This is a genomic window from Leucobacter sp. UT-8R-CII-1-4 (genome assembly GCF_030010235.1).
Lineage (GTDB): Bacteria > Actinomycetota > Actinomycetes > Actinomycetales > Microbacteriaceae > Leucobacter.
Map to the genome: position 1 here is coordinate 119,224 of NZ_JASCRS010000004.1, position 17,457 is coordinate 136,680.

Genomic DNA, 17,457 nt, shown 5'->3' on the forward strand with positions numbered 1-17,457 from the left:
CCCACGGGGAAATGGTTTGATTGAAGCATGACAACACCCACACTTGTGCGCAGCGGCGAAGACCGCATGATCGCTGGGGTGTGCGCTGGCCTGGCCGATCATCTTGGAGTACCGGTAAAAACCGTGCGTATTGCCATGTTGATATTCGGTTTGCTTGGCGGCGCAGGCGTAATTTTTTATGCCTGGCTTTGGCTGCTAGTTCCGACTGATACGGGCGATACCGTGGCGCCAATGCGGCGAGCGCTCACTAAGCCGGCAGGGTTCGCGTCTACCTCGGCTTCTCCTTCTCGTACTGGCGCGGTATCTAGCGCTGGATCAGCAGCTGCCTCTGCCACTGCAAATGCGGCACCGTCAACCTCAACCACTGCGACTGCAAAAAGCGCCAATTCGGCAGCGAACAACCCTCAAGTAGCTGCTGAACCATCTGTAAAACCCGGTAGCGCGATACCGGCTTCGCCCTCACCACTGGTAAACCGCGCCATGCGCTGGCCAATCGCCGAATTTCTGCTCGGTGCCTGTCTACTAGCTACCGGATTCGGCCTGGTGCTAGTGCAACTTGGCGTGGAGCTGCGCCTTGACATGCTGCTGCCAGCCCTCGCTGTGCTCGTCGGCGTCGGACTCACCTGGTGGCAGATTGCCGACCGCAACCGCCCAGAACGCAATATGTTGCCCCGAGTACTCGGTGCACTCGCGCTTGTCTCTGTCGGCGTGCTGATGTTCTTTGTGACCGCGAGCCAGCCGAGCATGCTCACCGTGATCGGGGCGGCATTTGCGGTGCTCGCCGGTGTCGCGCTTGCACTCGCCCCGTGGGCGCTGCGAGTGAATCGAGAGCTCATTGCCGAGCGTTCGGCTCGAGCGCGCGAAGCCGAACGCGCCGACATTGCCGCGCACCTTCATGACTCCGTGTTGCAAACCCTCGCCGCGATTCAGCAGCGTTCAGAACCCGGCAGCGACATTGCCCGCCTTGCACGCGGACAAGAACGTGATCTGCGCGAATGGTTGTTTCGTGCAGCTGATGGAGCTGAGCCGGTAGACGAAGAAGCCCTGGAACAAGAATTGCGCGCGCATGCCGCCGGGCTTGAAGCACACCACTCGGTGCGCTTTGAAGTGATCTCGGTGGGTGCGCAACGCGCGGTGCCGGAAGCGATCGTTGCCGCAGCCAAAGAAGCCATGCTGAACGCGGCGAGGCATGCTGGCGGTGAGGTAACCGTTTATGTTGAGACCGGGCAGCGCGCGGTCACCATCGATATCACCGACCGTGGGCCGGGGCTTGACCTCAGTCAGCTGCCAGAGGGCAGAATGGGAGTGCGCGAGTCAATTCAGGGCCGCATGCAGCGAGCCGGAGGAACAGCGAAGATTGTGCCTGGCCCAGGCGGTGCCGGCACGGCTGTGCGACTTTCGCTACCTTTGGCCGATCCAACGCAAAACGAAAAGAGCCGTGATGACTGAGCAAATTCGCGTCGTGATCGTTGACGACCATCAGATTTTTCGTACCGGTTTGCGGGCAGAACTCGGCCCCGTGCTTGACGTTGTTGGCGAGGCCGCAAACGTTGACGAAGCGATCGAAGTCATTTGCTCTGCTGTGCCCGACGTGGTGCTTCTTGACGTGCACCTGCCCGGCGGCACGGGAGGCGGTGGCGCCGAGGTGCTGCGCAGTATCTCTGAGCTTTCGCGTCGTGAGCAAGGCCTTGCGGGAGTGCGTTTTCTTGCGCTTAGTGTCTCGGACGCCGCCGACGACGTGGTGAGCGTGATCCGGGCAGGTGCCCGCGGCTACCTCACGAAAGCCTCTTCTGGTGCCGAGGTGACTTCCGCGGTTGCGCGTGTGCAGGGCGGTGACGCCGTATTTTCGCCTCGTCTTGCCGGGTTCGTGCTCGACGCCTTCGGTGCGGGTCTCGGCGAGACAGCAGCGACAGACGACGAGTTGGATCGCCTCTCCGCACGGGAACAAGAAGTGATGCGCATGATCGCGCGAGGCTATGCGTACAAAGAGGTGGCCGCCGAACTGTTCCTCTCGGTGAAAACTGTGGAAACACACGTGTCGAATGTGCTGCGTAAATTGCAACTGTCGAACCGGCACGAACTAACGGCTTGGGCGTTGAGCCGGCGTTTGCTCTGACTCGTGGGTGTCGTTCTTTGTACAGTCGCAGAACCTTCAGGGACGCTACACCCACCCCGGCAGCCAGCGGTGCGCGCGATAGAACCACTCTGGAATGGGAATGCCGCTCCACACCGGCCAAAACAGCAGCGACAGTATGAGGGTGAGCACGAGCAGCAGCAGCACTGCGATACGTCGTGACTGCAAAGCTTGCTGGTCATCGACTCTGCCAAGCAAGGTGCCAGTGAGCACCCGGCTATCAAACCTCGCAAATGCCACCAACACGAGGGCAAGGGCGAGCGCCGCAAACGGCGTCATCACGACCGAATAGAACTGGTACACCGCCGGTCTTGAAGGGGTCAGCACCCAAGGCAACCAACCCGAAAGATAGCCGGTGAGTACAAACGCGCTCGCCGCAACAGTGCTGCCAAGTAGCGGTGAAACGATCCGCCCGCGAACAGCGAACACAGTGCGGCCGAGCACCACCCACAGTAAAAGCAATAGAGCAATCACACCGCCCCAGGTGATGAACACGTTCGGCAGCGGAGAGATAGCCGACACGTAGCCATCCACACGCTCCGAATACATGGCAGTTGGGCGCAAACCGAGCGGCCAGCCAAGCGGATTCGCCTGATACGGGTGCTGTACATCAAGGGTCGAATGCCAGGCGAAAGCGTCAACATGCCAGTGCCAGAGCGACTCCCACCAGGGTTCGCCCTCGTGCCGGTTTTGTCCGCCAGGATTCACGATCCAGCCGGTCCAGCTTGCCACGTACGCGAGCGCTGCCGCAGGCAGAGCAATCAGCGCAGTTGCAAGTCCCTGCCGCATCGCGCTCAAGACCGCGCGCCAAGATGACTGCACAATGCCACGTGCTCGCAAGAGCCGAGCCCGGTTGATTCTACGCAAAAGATCACCAAGGGTGAGCAGCACCAGAAAAGCGGCAAACGGATAAAGCCCAGACCATTTCACTGCGGCAGCTGCGCCAAAAGTGAGACCGGCAGCCAGCAGCCAAGGCCTGCGCCAGTGCAGCCCGCCCTGCAGCCCCGCGCTTTGCTGCCAATCGCGCACCACAAAGATCGCGCCAAGCACCACGAATAGAGTCAAAAATCCGTCGAGAAGCGCGACCCTGGTGAGCACAATATGCACACCATCAAGTGCCAACAAAAACCCCGCAAGATAGGCCACCCACCGACTGCGGCTGAGCAGCCAGCCAAGCCGCATCGTGAGCGCTACGGTGAGGACCCCGGCACTTGCCACGGCGACCCGCCAGCCCCATGCCGATTCGGGGCCAAAGAACAGCAGGCCGAGCCCAATCAGCCACTTGCCAAGCGGCGGATGCGCGATGGAGCTTGCCTGATCTAGAAACGCTCGGGCAAGCTCGCCACTGAACTCGGGGCCGAACTCGGTCCACACAGTCGGGTAGCCGTAGACGAGTTGGGTGACGGCATCGCGCACGTAATACAGCTCATCAAACACGAGGGTCCCGGGCTTATCGAGCGACCAGAGTCGCAGCCACGCAGCGACGGCGAGGATCGCGAGCGGCGCGATCCAACGCAAATGCTGTTTCGCGAAAGACACCCTATAAGCCTAGGGTCAGCCCTTTTATGATGCCATTTCGATTTTGCGGCCACGATAGGGGCGGTTGAAGCAGATACGATAGAAACCGTGCTAACTCGACTCTCGAACTACTTTCTGAAGACGCTGCGCGAAGAACCTGCTGATGCAGAGGTCGCCAGCCACAAGCTCCTCGTGCGTGCCGGATATATCCGACGCCAGGCGCCGGGAGTGTTCGCCTGGTTGCCGTTGGGCTTGCGAGTTAAAGCAAAGATCGAACAGATCGTTCGCGAAGAAATGCATGCCGCTGGCGCACACGAAGTGCACTTCCCAGGCCTCTTGCCACGCGATCCATACGAGACGACGAACCGTTGGGAAGAATACGGCCCCGACCTGTTCCGTCTGCAGGATCGCCACGGCGCCGACTACCTGCTCGGCCCAACCCATGAAGAAATGTTCACCCTGATGGTGAAAGACATCGTTTCTTCGTACAAGGATCTGCCACTGAGCCTGTACCAGATTCAGGACAAGTACCGCGATGAAGCGCGGCCACGTGCCGGTCTGCTGCGCGGCCGCGAATTCACCATGAAAGACGCGTACTCCTTCGACATTTCTGATGAGGGTCTTGACGCGAGCTACCAGAAGCAGCGTGACGCGTACGAGCGGATCTTCAAGCGTCTCGGCCTCGACTACGTCATTGTGAAGGCAGACGCCGGTGCAATGGGAGGCTCACGAAGCGAAGAGTTCTTGCTGCCAATCGCTATCGGCGAGGACACCTTTGTGCGCTCGGCTGGTGGTTTTGTAGCAAACGTTGAAGCGTTCGTCACGGTTGCGCCAGAGGCTCAGTCGATTGAGGGACAGCCAGAGGCGCTGGTCTACGATTCGCCAAACACGCCAACCATCGATTCGCTCGTCGCACACACCAATGCGGTGCTGCCACGCGAAGACGGTCGCGAGTGGGTTGCTGCCGACACCCTGAAGAACGTGGTGCTCGCAGTTACCCCGATCAATGGCGAACGTGAGATCGTGGTCGTCGGTATGCCAGGCGATCGTGACGCCGACATGAAGCGTGCCGAGGTTGCCTTCGGCGGTGCCGAGGTCGAGCCAGCGACTGCTGAAGACTTCAAGAAGCACCCAGGGCTTGTGAAGGGCTACATTGGCCCAGGATCGAAGGGCGCTGCCGTGCTCGGCGAGAACGGTTCGACCGGCGTGCGTTACCTGCTCGACCCACGTGTTGTCACCGGCACTGCCTGGGTGACCGGTGCAAACGAAGACGAAAAGCATGTTGCCTACCTGGTCGCCGGTCGCGACTTCGAGGCTGACGGCATCGCCGATATTGCAAACGTGCGTGCCGGTGACCCAGCGCCAGATGGATCGGGCCCAGTCGAGCTGGAACGCGGCATGGAAATTGGCCACGTGTTCCAGCTTGGTCGCAAGTACGCTGAGGCGCTCGGCCTCAAGGTGCTCGACGAAAATGGCAAGCTTGTTACTGTCACGATGGGTTCGTACGGCATCGGCGTGACCCGTATTCTTGCGGTGCTCGCAGAGCTGAACCACGATGATCGTGGCCTCGTCTGGCCACGCGAGATTGCACCGTTTGATGTGCACCTGGTGGCAACAGGCAAAGACCCTGTGGTCTTCGAGATCGCTGAGACGCTCGCTGCGAAGCTTGAGGCGGCTGGCGTCGAGGTGATGTTTGATGATCGCCCGAAGGTCTCGCCAGGTGTGAAGTTCGGCGATGCTGAGCTGCTCGGTGTGCCACGCGTTGTGGTTGTCGGTCGCGATGCGGCTGAGGGTTTCGCTGAGGTCTGGGATCGTGCTGCTGGCACGAAGGATCGCGTGGCGATCGCTGACGTGCCGGCACTGTTTGGGGCGTAGCTCGCCTGTGCGAGTGCCGGGCGGTCGTGCTCGTGCTCGTGTTCGGGCACCTGCTCGTTCGCTCGTGAATTGAAACCGCAAGCAATAGTCGCTTGATCGTGGTTGAAGTGTGCTTCTTCCTGCTGATCTCGTTGCTGTTGCTTGCGGTTTTTGGTTCTCAGCGCGTTGAAACTTGGGTGCTCTCTGGCATCACGGCTGTTTGATCGGGTCGAAAATTGCTACCACTCTCCGTCCACAAGCAGCAGTAACCAAAGCTTTCTTGAGGATCCGGTGGAATACCACGTGGCCGGACGTGATCTTGTTAGGGTTTTGGTGAGTTCTGATTGATCAGGGCTTTTGTGCGCCGGCATGGCGTATCCCAATAACAATGAGACGGAGCCACACATGTCGAATATCAAAGTTTCTTACGCTGAAATCGAGCAGTCGGCAGCGCAGCTTGGGCAGGGCCGCGAGGAGATCACCGCAAAACTGCAGTCGCTACAGCAGCAGATTCAGAACCTCGTATCTTCGGGTTTCGTGACTGACCAGGCATCGGTAAAGTTCAACGCCGCGTACAACGACTACACCACGAGCGCAAACACCGTAGTTGCAAAGCTCAACGAAATTCAGAGCTTCCTGACCCAGACTGCGAATGCAATGCGCGACATGGATGCGCAGATTGCTGCCCGCATCAACTAATTGGCGCAGAACACATGAGTGACGGGCTGAAGCTCGAAGATTCAGAACTCTCCGCAGCCGGGGCCACATTGGTAGCGGCGTCGTACGTGATGGTTCACGACAATACGTCGCGACCCAACGCACAGATTGATTCGCTAACCGGAATTAGTGGTCAAATTGAGCACTATCTCAAAGGGTTGTCTGTCGCGCGCGCGGCGCTCGCAGATGCGGCAAAGACTGGCAGCGAGAGTATTTCTGCGGTGATGCGAGATAGCGCAGAGCTTGACGCATTCATTAGCGCAAACTTGGCATCTGGCTTCGCCGTTCGAAAGGGAAAATCTTGAGTCCGAGCGTTCCTGCTGCCTCGGCAGTTCTCGTCGGCACTCCTAAAGCGGGCAGTGTCGACGAGATTAATGCTGTCGCGACATTTGTGGACGACATCGTTGATGACTGTTACCAGTACAACGTTTCGGTTTCAGGGGCTGCGCGCTACCTATCTGGTGCGAAAAGCGTCGGCGTCACCCGAATTCAAAACAAGCTGCTTGAACGTTTGCTGCCAGGTTCAGATGTGCTGAGCGAATCTGCTGGTCAAGCGAAAAAGACGTTCAACAGTTACGCGTCAGAGGTCGAGCTGATTCATAAACGAGCCGATCAGATCAAACAAGATGTCAGGGATGACCTGCAGTCGATCTCTTCGGCGATGTCGGAGATCGAACGGATCGCTCGAGAGATTCGTGTCTCAGCGTCGTATTCTTGGCAGGCAGTGCCGCCGGGTCAACTCCCAGACCCCGTGTTAAGTCGCGCGGCGGATGATCTTTCGTCGGCAGAACAATCCGCAGCCAAACAGAACCTGCGAATGCTGTACGAGAATCAGTGGCTTGGCGCCGCTGTTCGCTGGAAGACCGCGCTCGAACACATTGACAGCTTGAAAGCCGAGTGGGCCCGGCTTATCGATGAGCGTCGGATTGCTGAAAAAGCGCTCGTGGACGCGCTCGACGACACCGCAATCGGGCACATGATTTCCCTTGGCTCCGGTGCCGGTACTTCGGCAAAACGGACCATAGCGCTTGTAATTTCTGGCGAGCTTTGGGGTGAAAGTAACGAAGGCACTCCCTATAGCACCAGCCACCCTCTGCTGAAAAAATTGATCGGGACCGAGGACGGGTCTCATTTTCAGAATCTGTCCATTACCCCAGAAGAGATCGCGAGCAACTGGGACACCCTCGAACCCGAAGAGCAGGCAATCCTCATTGCTGCCGTGCCGGGAGTAATTGGAAATCTGCCAGGTCTGAGCGGTGAAGTGCGAAATCTGGTCAACCGGGCGCAGATGACTTTCTTCCGCGAGCACCCACAATTGCTTACTCCCGAACAGCTGCGCTTGGCAGCGGGCCTGCAGAACATTCTTAACAGAGAAGACCTGCAACTTCGGTCGGGACAGGGCGCAGACCCCCCGATTCAAGTCCTGGGCCTAGATCTGGCAGTGAGCCCGCCCCGTGCGGCAGTCTCTTACGGAAACGTCGATACTGCGGGCAACGTTACCTGGCTTGTTCCCGGGATGCTCAACGACGCTTCTGAGGGAATTAAAGGTATGGACGAAGCGGGTGTGAACCTGTTTCGGACGCAAGGTAGGGTGTCGGGCGGCAACCAGAATGCTGTCATCGCTTGGCTTGGTTATGACACCCCTGGGGACCCGCTTAAATGGGATTTTGGTGTTCTCGCTTCTGAATCCGCGATTACCGGCGCAAGTCGGCTTGTCGCAGAAATCAATGGACTTGATGCATCACGGTTGCACGGTGGGGGAGAGCTGCCAACTCGGAATGTAGCTGCGCATTCTTACGGCACCACTGTGGCCTCGATCGCACTAAAAGATGTGCAATACCCCGTTGACACTTTTGTGATGATCGGTTCGGCAGGCTTGGACACTGCTGAAATCAAGAGTTTGGGCGACCTTAAAGTTAAAGAAGTGTCGCCTGGCCAATCAGCGATTTACACGACTCACGCAGACGGAGACCATCTCGCACCAGCAGGCGCGGGGGCAAGCGGCAGAGGGCAGCCAAATCCGAATGCCAACGGTTATGGGCTGCAGAATTTTAGCCCAGTTTATGGAGGCGCGATCTCGTTCTCGGCAGAAGGTGACACCTCTCTGCAACTGAAGGGCACAAATGGCCACTCGCTAATAGGATCAGGACTGGAACCTGGTGGGGCTGGTATTAGTGCATCGGTTGGCCAGGGGTACCTAGACTCAGCGACAGAGTCGATTAATTCTATTTCGAAGATCACCACTGGAAACATTGATCTAAAACTTCAGCATTCATTTCAAATCACTGAAGCAGAACGAGTGAACTACATCATCGACCCCGCTACAGGCAACCTGTACCCATATCGTGTGAAGGAGACCACATGATCCCAGGCTTGAAAAATCGCTACCGAAAAGTTGCAGTGTTCTTCACCGCTTCAACTTTTGTTCTTGGATTGAGCGCGTGCGCTCAGGAGGTGCCGCTTGTGACTGAATCGACTCGGCTGAGCGATGACACACTCGCCGAGCAGCAGGCCTGGCTTGCTGAGCAAGCGGACGCGATAATCCAGGCGTCCGGTATTAGCGAAGGCTGGTACGAACTTCTTGGCGATGGACGGATTCGCGACTGGACGGGGCCGAGCTCTGAACGGAGTGCCTATATTGAGGGGTATTATCCTCGGGAATGCGCAGGCACCGGTACTGGTCAGAACAGAATCTCCCTACACAATGATTCAGTAGGGGAGAGTCCTGTGCGAACAGCTGACCAGGTTCGACATTTTTGGGAAGCACAGGGGTGGACAGTCTCTCCGTTGGGTCCCCAGGACGAGACCGGACGTGACTACCGGGCGGATCGGGAAGACGGGGCAATTCTTACTTTGCTAACGACCCCGGACCGTATGGTGTTTGAGGTGTATACGAGCTGTTCTGCCGACGAGAGTGTCGGTAATTGGATGGAGCACGCGCGCGCGAAGAACGAGTTCGAGGAAGAACTCGCCACTCGTGAGCAGGCGGCAGAATAGAGCTTTTGTTGTTGGTTCATAGATCCTTTCGCAGCGGCAAGCGCGCGATTTCAGCGTTTGCGGCCTCGCTCGCGTGCCTTGGCCTGCTCGCCTCGTGTGCTCAGGAGGTGCCGCTTGTGACGGAATCAATGAAGTTGACAAATGACACGTTGAGCGAGCAACGTGTTTGGCTTGCTTCGGAGGCAGACAAAGCAATTGCTGCTTCTGAGGTGCCGGATGGGTGGCATGAGCGGCTCTATGATCGGCCAAGCTACCCGTGGACTGGGCCGAGCGAAGAGCGAGACCGCTACATGGAAGGAATATTCCCGAGGGAATGCGCGGGATCCAACAGTGGCCGGATGAACTTCAGTCTGAACAATGATGTCGCACTTGAAGATCCTTTTTCTGTTGCAGATCGTGTTCGCAGCTTCTGGGAAGCGGAGGGTTGGACTACTTCTGATGTCACACCGCCGAATGACTACGAAGTGTATTTCCGGGCAGATCGCGAAGACGGTGCCATTCTTGGGTTTACTGCTTCTGAGAAAGGCTTGCTCATTAAGGTGATGACCAGTTGCTCTGTAAACGAAAGCGTTGGCAACTGGATGGCGCACGAGGGTGAGAAAAATGAGTTCGAGGAAGAGCTCGCCACTCGCGAACCAGCGGCAGAATAGAGCTTTTGTTGTTGGTTCATAGATCCTTTCGCAGCGGTAAGCGCGCGACATCAGCGTGCGTTGCCTCAGTAGTGTGTCTTGCCCTGCTCACTTCGTGTGCGCAGGAGGCGCCGCTTGTGACGGAATCTACTCGGTTGAGTAATGACACCCTTGAAGATCAACGAAGCTGGGTGACAGAGCAAGCGGACGCCGCAATTTCCGCCACGGGTATTTCGGAAGGTTGGCATGAGCGGGGCTACCTACCTGAAGACGATATTTCGTGGTCGACAGTTGCCACCGATAGACAGCGAATCATCAGAGGCTTAGTGACGGCGCAGTGCTCTGGAACAAATTCGGGTCTCCTAGATCTTGGTTTGAATAACGACATCCAGCTTGATTCCTTCGCACAAATCGTTGATCAGGTGAGGGACTTTTGGCAGGGTGAAGGCTGGACGATCACGAATGTGATTCCCCCAAACGAGGAAGAGCTTTATATTCGTGCTGATCGGGAGGACGGGGCTGTGCTTGCGTTCAATGCGACAGCGAGGGGAATGTTGTTGGAAGTCGCTTCCAGCTGCTCGGTAAATTCAACTGTTGCAAATCGCTACGGACCTGCTGGTGCAGCCAATGAGTTCGAGGAAGAACCCACCACTCGTGAGCAAGCGGCAGAATAGAGCTTTTGTTGTTGGTTGATAGATTCTTTCGCAGCGGAAAGCACGCGATTTCAGCGTTCGCGGCCTCGCTCGCGTGCCTTGGCCTGCTCGCCTCGTGTGCTCAGGAGGTGCCACTTGTGACGGAATCAATGACTTTGACGAACGAAACGTTGAGCGAACAACGTGTTTGGCTTGCTTCGGAGGCAGACAAAGCAATTGCTGCTTCGGAGGTGCCGGATGGGTGGCATGAGCGCCTCTATGATCGGCCAAGTTATCCGTGGACCGGGCCGAGCGAAGAGCGAGACCGCTACCTGGAGGGAGTGTTCCCGATGGAATGCGCGGGCTCCAATAGCGGAAGACTCGACATCGGTTTGAATAACGACGTTGTGCTTGAAGATCCATTCTCGGTTGCAGATCGTGTTCGCAGCTTTTGGGAAACAGAGGGTTGGGTAACTTCTGATGTCACACCGCCGAATGACTATGAAGTGTATTTCCGGGCAGATCGCGAAGACGGTGCCATTCTTGGATTCACTGCTTCTGAGAAAGGCTTGCTCATTCAAGTGATGACCAGCTGCTCTGTAAACGAAAGCGTCGGCAACTGGATGGCGCACGAGGGCGAAAAGAACGACTCGAAAGAAGAGCAACCCACTCGTGAACAAGTTTCAGATTAAAAGACCACGAGAACTAAAATCAAAGATTGATACTGCAGAAGTCTCAATCGCCTGACTCCGCACGAATGGGTGCACTAAACAATGAAATTAAAACTCGGCGTGAGCGCCGCTGGCGGCGCAAACCACGACATCACCGTTTCTTGCGATGTCACCACGACAATTGGTGAACTTGCTCTCTCCCTCATGCGCACAGAACTGTTCGCTGGCTCAAACCTGGAATCATTCGCAGCGCTTCGTCGTGGACATGTCACGCTACTTGGAAACGCAGGCGATGGCCGGGGCGAGCAACTGCTTGACCCCGCAACGTGCGTTGGCGTTTCTGGCCTGCAATCGGGCTGGCAGATCACAGTAGTGCCCGAATTTGGCACACAGGCGCACAGGCCGATCCCCATGCTTGGCACCGTGGAGGTGCTGAATGGCCCGCAAGAGGGCGCCGTCTACAGTCTTGTCGCGGGTAACAACACGATTGGCCGTGACTCTCTCAGCCGGGTGCTGATCGACGACCGGAGCGTTTCGAGACGGCACGCGGTCATCGAAGTTGGCGCACATATGGTGCTGCGCGACCTTGGCTCAGCCAACGGCATTGAAGCCTACGGGCAGCCCGCTGAGCAAATCGCGATCACTCGCGCGACGGAGGTGCTGCTTGGTTCGATTCGTGTCCGAATTACGCCGCTCTTAGACCAGACTGAAAGTGGCCCACTTGACCACAGACATCCACACACGAGAGCACCACGGGTCGATCCTCGTTTCCCTCTGACGAAGCGCGAACTGCCAAAGCCGCCACAACCCACGCAAGCAAACCGAATTCCACTGCTTGCGATGCTCGCGCCCATGATGATGGGCGGCGTCATGTTTGCGGTCACTCGGTCACCGATGAGCTTGATGATGGTCGCGTTCACGCCACTTATGATGATCGGCTCATGGGTTGACAGCCTGACCTCAGGCAAACGCAAACTTAAGCGAGAGCTGCGGCAATTTCTGGAAACACTTTCGACCGAGCGTGCAGAGCTGAGCGAACTTCGCGCCGAAGAAGTCGCGGTACGGCACACCGAGACACCTGACCTCGCAAGCATCGCGAATGCGGTGCAGACTCGCAGCCGCTTACTTTGGGCCAGAAGGCCAGAGCATCGGAGTTTTCTAGAGTTGCGGTTTGGTGACGGCACTCTGCCAAGCCGAACCGTAGTTGAGCTGCCGCATCGCGGTGATGCCGCGGCAGAGCAGTGGAATGCACTGCGCGAAATGAAAGACGAATTTGCTTCGGTCACACCGGTTCCGGTTCTTGAACGCCTTGATCGTTGCGGTTCAATCGGGGTAGCGGGGGATCAGCAGATCGCCGACGGGCTTGCGCGCGGCCTCGTACTGCAGCTTGCCGGATTGCACTCTCCAGCCGAAGTGGTGATTGCGGCGTTCGCCGGATCGGCGCGTGCGGGCGGCGCGTGGGAATGGCTCAAATGGCTGCCGCACATTGACCCAGTGGGCAGCCCCGTTGCTGCCTGGCCACTTGCCGACAGTTCGAGTGCTGCGACAACGCTGCTGATTGCGCTTGAGGCATTGATTGAGCAGCGTCGCGGTACGAACTCAGCCTCGGTTCGTTCGCACCTCACCCCAGATGAGGTGCCCGACAGTGCGGATGAAGCAGTGAGCTCGTTGCCGGTAACTCCTGCGGTTGTGGTGCTCGTACTTGAACAGGAGATTGAAGAGGCTCATCGCACCCGTTTGATTGCGCTCGCTGAAGATGGCCCGGACCTTGGCATTCATGTGATTTGGGTTGCTGATGACATCGCTCGGGTGCCGGCGGCCTGCCGCAGCTTTGTAGAGGTAACTTCGAGTGCGCACGCGCAGAGCAAGCCGCAGCCGCCGTTGGCCACATCACTACCTCTACCCCAGGTCGGCACCGCGAACTTTGTGCGCTTCGGACAGACCGTGGCGCTGAGCCGAATCGAATACGTGGAACTCAATGAAGCAGCAGCTTTTGCGAGGTCGCTCGCCCCGGTTGACGACACTGCGGCACGCGCCCTCGATGAGAGTGACTTGCCACGAAGCGTGAATCTTCGCGAGTTGCACCGTGTTGATTTGCTCGGCGGTGCCGGACCAATTCTGCAGAGTTGGCAGACGAGTGGCAGCCTCGTGCGTGCCTGGCAACCGGGCGAAGAACGTGACGCAGTGAAGCTTGCTGCGGTCGTAGGTCAGAGTCCAGAGGGGCCAGCCGAGATTGACCTGCGGGTGCACGGCCCGCATGCGCTTGTCGGTGGCACCACGGGTGCAGGCAAATCGGAGTTTCTGCAAAGCTGGATTATGAGTCTCGCAGCAACGATCAGCCCGGATCGCCTCACTTTCTTGCTGGTCGACTACAAGGGCGGAGCAGCCTTTGCCGAGTGTGTTGATCTGCCGCACACGGTGGGCCTCGTCACTGACCTGAGCCCACATCTTGTGCGCCGCGCACTTACTTCGCTTCGCGCCGAGTTGCGCTACCGGGAAGAGCTGCTTGCTGAACACGGTGCGAAAGACTTGATCACTATGGAAAAGCGCGGTGACGCGGCCGCGCCGCCCGCGCTCGTGATCGTGATCGACGAATTTGCTGCACTCGCGAGTGAGGTGCCCGAGTTTGTTGATGGCGTGATCGACGTTGCGCAGCGAGGACGCTCACTCGGCTTGCATCTGATCTTGGCAACTCAGCGCCCGGCGGGCGTGATCAAAGACAATCTTCGTGCGAACACCAACCTTCGTGTAGCTCTGCGGATGGCAGACGAAGCTGATAGCGCCGATGTGATTGGGGTGAAGGACGCGGCCTTTTTCGATGCAGAGACTCCGGGCCGAGGGGCAGTGAAGTCTGGTGCTGGTCGCATCTCTAGTTTTCAGACGGGATACCTTGGCGGCCGCTCCGTCGATGAAGTCACAGCTGCCCGTCTTGAGATTCGTGATTTGAGTTTCGTTGAGGGTGACGCTTGGGACATTCCAGACGGAACGCACGCCGATATCCGAAAACGAGCGCGACGCGGTCAGGTCGCGCGTGACATCGAACGTTTGCGAGATAGCGTGATTGCTGCCGCTGAGGCCGCTTCGCTCGCTTCGCCGCGTAAGCCTTGGCTGGACATGCTGCCGACGATGCTCTCGCTTGATTCTTTGCGTGCCGGCAGTGGCGCTGGGTCTCGTCGACGTGCCAGCGTCGAGACCCCAGGCTCAGCAGTGCTGATTGGTATGCGTGATCGACCCGATGCGCAGCGCCAAGACCCTGTGCTGCTTGATCTGAACGAGGCAGGTAATATCGCGATTTATGGCGCGAGCGGCACAGGCAAAACCAGTGCGTTGCTGACGATTGCGGCCTCATTGAGTGAGTCAGCAGCCGCAGAGCCCGCGCATATTTATGCGATCGATGCTGCCGGTGGCGGGCTTGATCCGCTGCTTTCTCTGCCAACTGTCGGTGCGGTCGCGCCGCTCAACGATGATGAGCTCTCACGTCGTGTCTTGCGGCACCTGCAAAGCATTGTTCGTGAGCGGGGCACCAGATTTGCGGCGGCCCGCGCAAACTCACTGAGCGTATACAACCGGGCAAATGGCGCCAATGAGCCGCGTGTGCTGCTTCTCATCGACGGGTTCTCAGCCTTCCGGCAAGCTACCGAAATGCTTGGCGCTAAGGACGCGCCAATGCAGGTGCTCACCGAGATCATGCAGGCCGGTCGAGCCGTTGGCGTGCACGTTGTGCTTACGGCTGATCGAGCCGGAGTTGTACCGAGTTCACTTGCGGCGAGTGTGCAGCAGCAGCTTGTGCTTCGTCTCGCCTCGGTGAATGACTACTCGTACATCGATGTGCCCGCCGATACGCTCGATGCTGCGCCCCCGGGCCGTGGAGTATTTGCTGGGCAGAGCGATGAAATTCAACTGGCACTCGTGGGTGATTCGCCAGATTTGCTTGGGCAGGCGAAGGCGCTGGAAGAACTTGCGCAACGATTGCGCTCGCAGCAGGTGGCTACGGCGCCGGTTATTCAGAATGCGCCGACACTGGTGGCGTTGCACGAGTTGCCGGCACAGCTTGCCAATCAGCCTGTCTACGGCATTGAAGTCGACGGCTTTACGCCAGCGCCGATGCCAGTCTCCGGTCTCGGCGTGATTGCTGGCCCTGCTGGCGCTGGCCTTTCGACCGCCGCGCTCGCTTGTGCAACAGCGTTTGCGCGCTGGTCTGAAACTGATGGCGTTGCTGTCGAGCGTGTGCTGCTCAGTTTTGTGCCGGATCGTGCTGGCGGGCTTGGTGCGAAGGGCACATGGGATCGCGTCGCGCGCGGAGCAGAAGAAGTTGCAGATCTTGCTAAAGAGTTGACTGTGGCTCTCGGCGGCACACTGCCGAATACTCCCGGGCTGCTGACGCAGGGGTTGATCGGCGGGCCAATCGGTGGATTGATCGGTTCTGAAGCAGAACAGGCAGCTCCTGAAGTGAAACCGCTGTTTCCGAGAAGTGTTCCGCGCGGAGTGATTGTGGTTGAACGGCCAACTGAGGCTGAGGGGACCGAGGCACTGCCGATCCTCGTCGCGCTAGCAAAAGCGGCAAGGCGTGCCGAGGTGCTGGTGCTCTTTGAGTTTGAGCAGGGCGCAGCTTCTGGCGTTTGGGATTTGTATTCAGCACTCAAGCAGCCGCGCTGGGGTCTCGCGTTACAGCCGGATGAGGGTGACGGTGGATCGCCATTCCGTGAGAGTTTCGGCCGTGTAAAGCGCGCTGATTTCACAGAAGGTCGAGGGTTCGCGGTCGAATCAGGACGCGTGCTGCCCGTACAGGTCGCGGTCGTTACGACCAGTCATTGATTACGATTGTTGCTCAATCGAAGGCATAAAGCGTATGCGCTGCATCGTGAGGTATTCTAGATAGCTGATTCGCGTACGCGAACTGACATTTGAATAAGGAGGCCCACCGTGAAGATCGACCTCGCCATGCTGCGCGGACTTGAGCGCGAGCGTGATATCCCGTTTGAGGAACTTGCCAGCATCATTGAGCAGGCCATCCACACTGCTTACATTAAGCATGAGGTGAACATTGGGCATCCCGAACCTGCCGATAACCAGGTTCGCGTCACCCTTGACCGCAAGAGCGGCGCAATCAGCGTGCTCGTTCCAGAACTGAACGACGCTGGAGAGGTGATTGGCGAGGCACTCGCTGACACCGAAGAATTCGGACGTATTGGCGCAAACGCTGCCAAGCAGGTCATCAATCAGCGTCTTCGTGACCTCGGCGATGACCAGATGCTCGGTCAATTCAAGGACAAGGAAGGCCAGATTGTTTCTGGCATCGTGCAGCAGGCGCAGAACCCGCGTATGGTGCACATCGATCTTGGTGACCTTGAAGCGATCATGCCGCCAGAAGAGCAGGTGCCGGGCGAAGAGTACAAGCACGGCACTCGCCTGCGCGTGTACGTGACAAGCGTTTCAAAGGGTCTGAAGGGTCCGCAGATCGTTGTCTCTCGCACCCACCCCGGTCTTGTGCGTCGCCTCTTTGAGCTTGAGGTGCCTGAGCTTTCGGCTGGCATCGTTGAGATCGTTTCGCTTGCTCGCGAGGCAGGTCACCGCTCAAAGGTTGCCGTTCGTGCAAATCAGTCTGGCATTAACGCTAAGGGCACCTGCATTGGTGAGATGGGCCGCCGCGTGCGGGCCGTCATGAGTGAGCTCGGTGAAGAGAAGATTGACATCGTTGATTACTCACCGGATCTGCCCACTTTCGTAGCGAACGCGCTTTCGCCTTCAAAGGTGACTGATGTGTTTATGCTGAATGAGCAGCTGAAGCAGGTTCGTGCACTCGTGCCCGACTTCCAGCTCTCACTCGCTATCGGCAAGGAAGGCCAGAACGCCCGCCTCGCCGCAAAACTCACGGGCGCAAAGATCGACATTCAGCCAGATTCAATCATGAATGATTGAATCTTTGCGTTGAAGCGTTGAAGCGTTGAAGCGTTGAAGCGTTGAAGCGTTGAAGCGTTGAAGCGTTGAAGCGTTGAAGCGTTGAAGCGTTGAAGCGCTGGGCGTGAAGTTGCGACGTGCGTCACACTCAACCTTCATAAGGCGGTACTTCTTTTCGGAGAGGTACCGCCTTATGAGTATTCCATTCCTATTAGCTCAAGCAATGCTCAAGTAATTTGCGTTTCTCGCTTGAACCGGATTGATTGTTGCGAGTACGTGGCAGTGACGTGGAGTCCTGTAGCGCACATTCGCATCGGGGGCATGGGTGCTTTCCGTGTGCTGCCAATTCCAGGTGTCCGGACTGTCTGTTATGTTGTTGGCATCGCACTTGGTGTGGGCCGCCCCCG

13 protein-coding genes are annotated in these 17,457 nt (G+C 57.9%); 12 read left to right on the forward strand and 1 reads right to left on the reverse strand.

What is annotated here, in order from left to right; all coding sequences use genetic code 11:
- Positions 1 to 27 precede the first annotated feature (27 nt).
- The gene (locus QBL02_RS10280) at positions 28 to 1,449 is read left to right on the forward strand and encodes an ATP-binding protein (protein ID WP_282726341.1); all 1,422 of its coding nucleotides are present in this window, start codon (positions 28 to 30) and stop codon (positions 1,447 to 1,449) included.
- The gene (locus QBL02_RS10285; protein ID WP_282726342.1) at positions 1,442 to 2,116 is read left to right on the forward strand and encodes a response regulator transcription factor; all 675 of its coding nucleotides are present in this window, start codon (positions 1,442 to 1,444) and stop codon (positions 2,114 to 2,116) included. Before QBL02_RS10280 ends, QBL02_RS10285 begins: the two co-directional genes overlap by 8 nt.
- A 45-nt stretch (positions 2,117 to 2,161) precedes the next feature.
- Here the strand turns inward: QBL02_RS10285 and QBL02_RS10290 are convergent, their stop codons facing one another.
- Positions 2,162 to 3,673, reverse strand: coding sequence for a phospholipid carrier-dependent glycosyltransferase (locus QBL02_RS10290; protein ID WP_282726343.1), 1,512 nt, complete (start codon positions 3,671 to 3,673; stop codon positions 2,162 to 2,164).
- A gap of 87 nt (positions 3,674 to 3,760) precedes the next feature.
- Here QBL02_RS10290 and QBL02_RS10295 point away from each other — a divergent pair, with 87 nt between their 5' ends.
- From QBL02_RS10295 to nusA, 10 genes are all read left to right on the forward strand, one after another.
- Positions 3,761 to 5,527 carry a proline--tRNA ligase gene (locus QBL02_RS10295; RefSeq protein WP_282726344.1) on the forward strand — a complete coding sequence of 589 codons (1,767 nt, stop codon included), beginning with the start codon at positions 3,761 to 3,763 and terminating at the stop codon, positions 5,525 to 5,527.
- Between the two features lie 384 nt (positions 5,528 to 5,911).
- Positions 5,912 to 6,205 (forward strand): WXG100 family type VII secretion target, encoded by a 294-nt coding sequence (locus QBL02_RS10300; RefSeq protein ID WP_282726345.1) that lies wholly within the window; start codon positions 5,912 to 5,914, stop codon positions 6,203 to 6,205.
- A 14-nt stretch (positions 6,206 to 6,219) separates the two neighbouring features.
- Complete coding sequence (locus QBL02_RS10305) at positions 6,220 to 6,528, forward strand: hypothetical protein (protein ID WP_282726346.1); 309 nt, start codon at positions 6,220 to 6,222, stop codon at positions 6,526 to 6,528.
- Positions 6,525 to 8,588 carry an alpha/beta hydrolase gene (locus QBL02_RS10310; RefSeq protein WP_282726347.1) on the forward strand — a complete coding sequence of 688 codons (2,064 nt, stop codon included), beginning with the start codon at positions 6,525 to 6,527 and terminating at the stop codon, positions 8,586 to 8,588. The genes QBL02_RS10305 and QBL02_RS10310 overlap by 4 nt, the downstream gene beginning before the upstream one ends.
- A gap of 98 nt (positions 8,589 to 8,686) precedes the next feature.
- Positions 8,687 to 9,220, forward strand: coding sequence for a hypothetical protein (locus QBL02_RS10315; protein ID WP_282726348.1), 534 nt, complete (start codon positions 8,687 to 8,689; stop codon positions 9,218 to 9,220).
- A 128-nt stretch (positions 9,221 to 9,348) separates the two neighbouring features.
- Positions 9,349 to 9,870, forward strand: a complete 522-nt coding sequence (locus tag QBL02_RS10320; RefSeq protein WP_282726349.1) for a hypothetical protein — start codon at positions 9,349 to 9,351, stop codon at positions 9,868 to 9,870.
- Between the two features lie 134 nt (positions 9,871 to 10,004).
- Positions 10,005 to 10,523, forward strand: coding sequence for a hypothetical protein (locus QBL02_RS10325; RefSeq protein ID WP_282726350.1), 519 nt, complete (start codon positions 10,005 to 10,007; stop codon positions 10,521 to 10,523).
- Between the two features lie 128 nt (positions 10,524 to 10,651).
- Positions 10,652 to 11,173 (forward strand): hypothetical protein, encoded by a 522-nt coding sequence (locus tag QBL02_RS10330; protein ID WP_282726351.1) that lies wholly within the window; start codon positions 10,652 to 10,654, stop codon positions 11,171 to 11,173.
- Between the two features lie 81 nt (positions 11,174 to 11,254).
- On the forward strand, positions 11,255 to 15,967 hold the full coding sequence (locus QBL02_RS10335) for an FtsK/SpoIIIE domain-containing protein (RefSeq protein ID WP_282726352.1): 4,713 nt from the start codon (positions 11,255 to 11,257) through the stop codon (positions 15,965 to 15,967).
- Positions 15,968 to 16,075: 108 nt separating this feature from the next.
- Positions 16,076 to 17,071 carry a transcription termination factor NusA gene (gene nusA / locus QBL02_RS10340; protein ID WP_282726353.1) on the forward strand — a complete coding sequence of 332 codons (996 nt, stop codon included), beginning with the start codon at positions 16,076 to 16,078 and terminating at the stop codon, positions 17,069 to 17,071.
- Positions 17,072 to 17,457 lie beyond the last annotated feature (386 nt).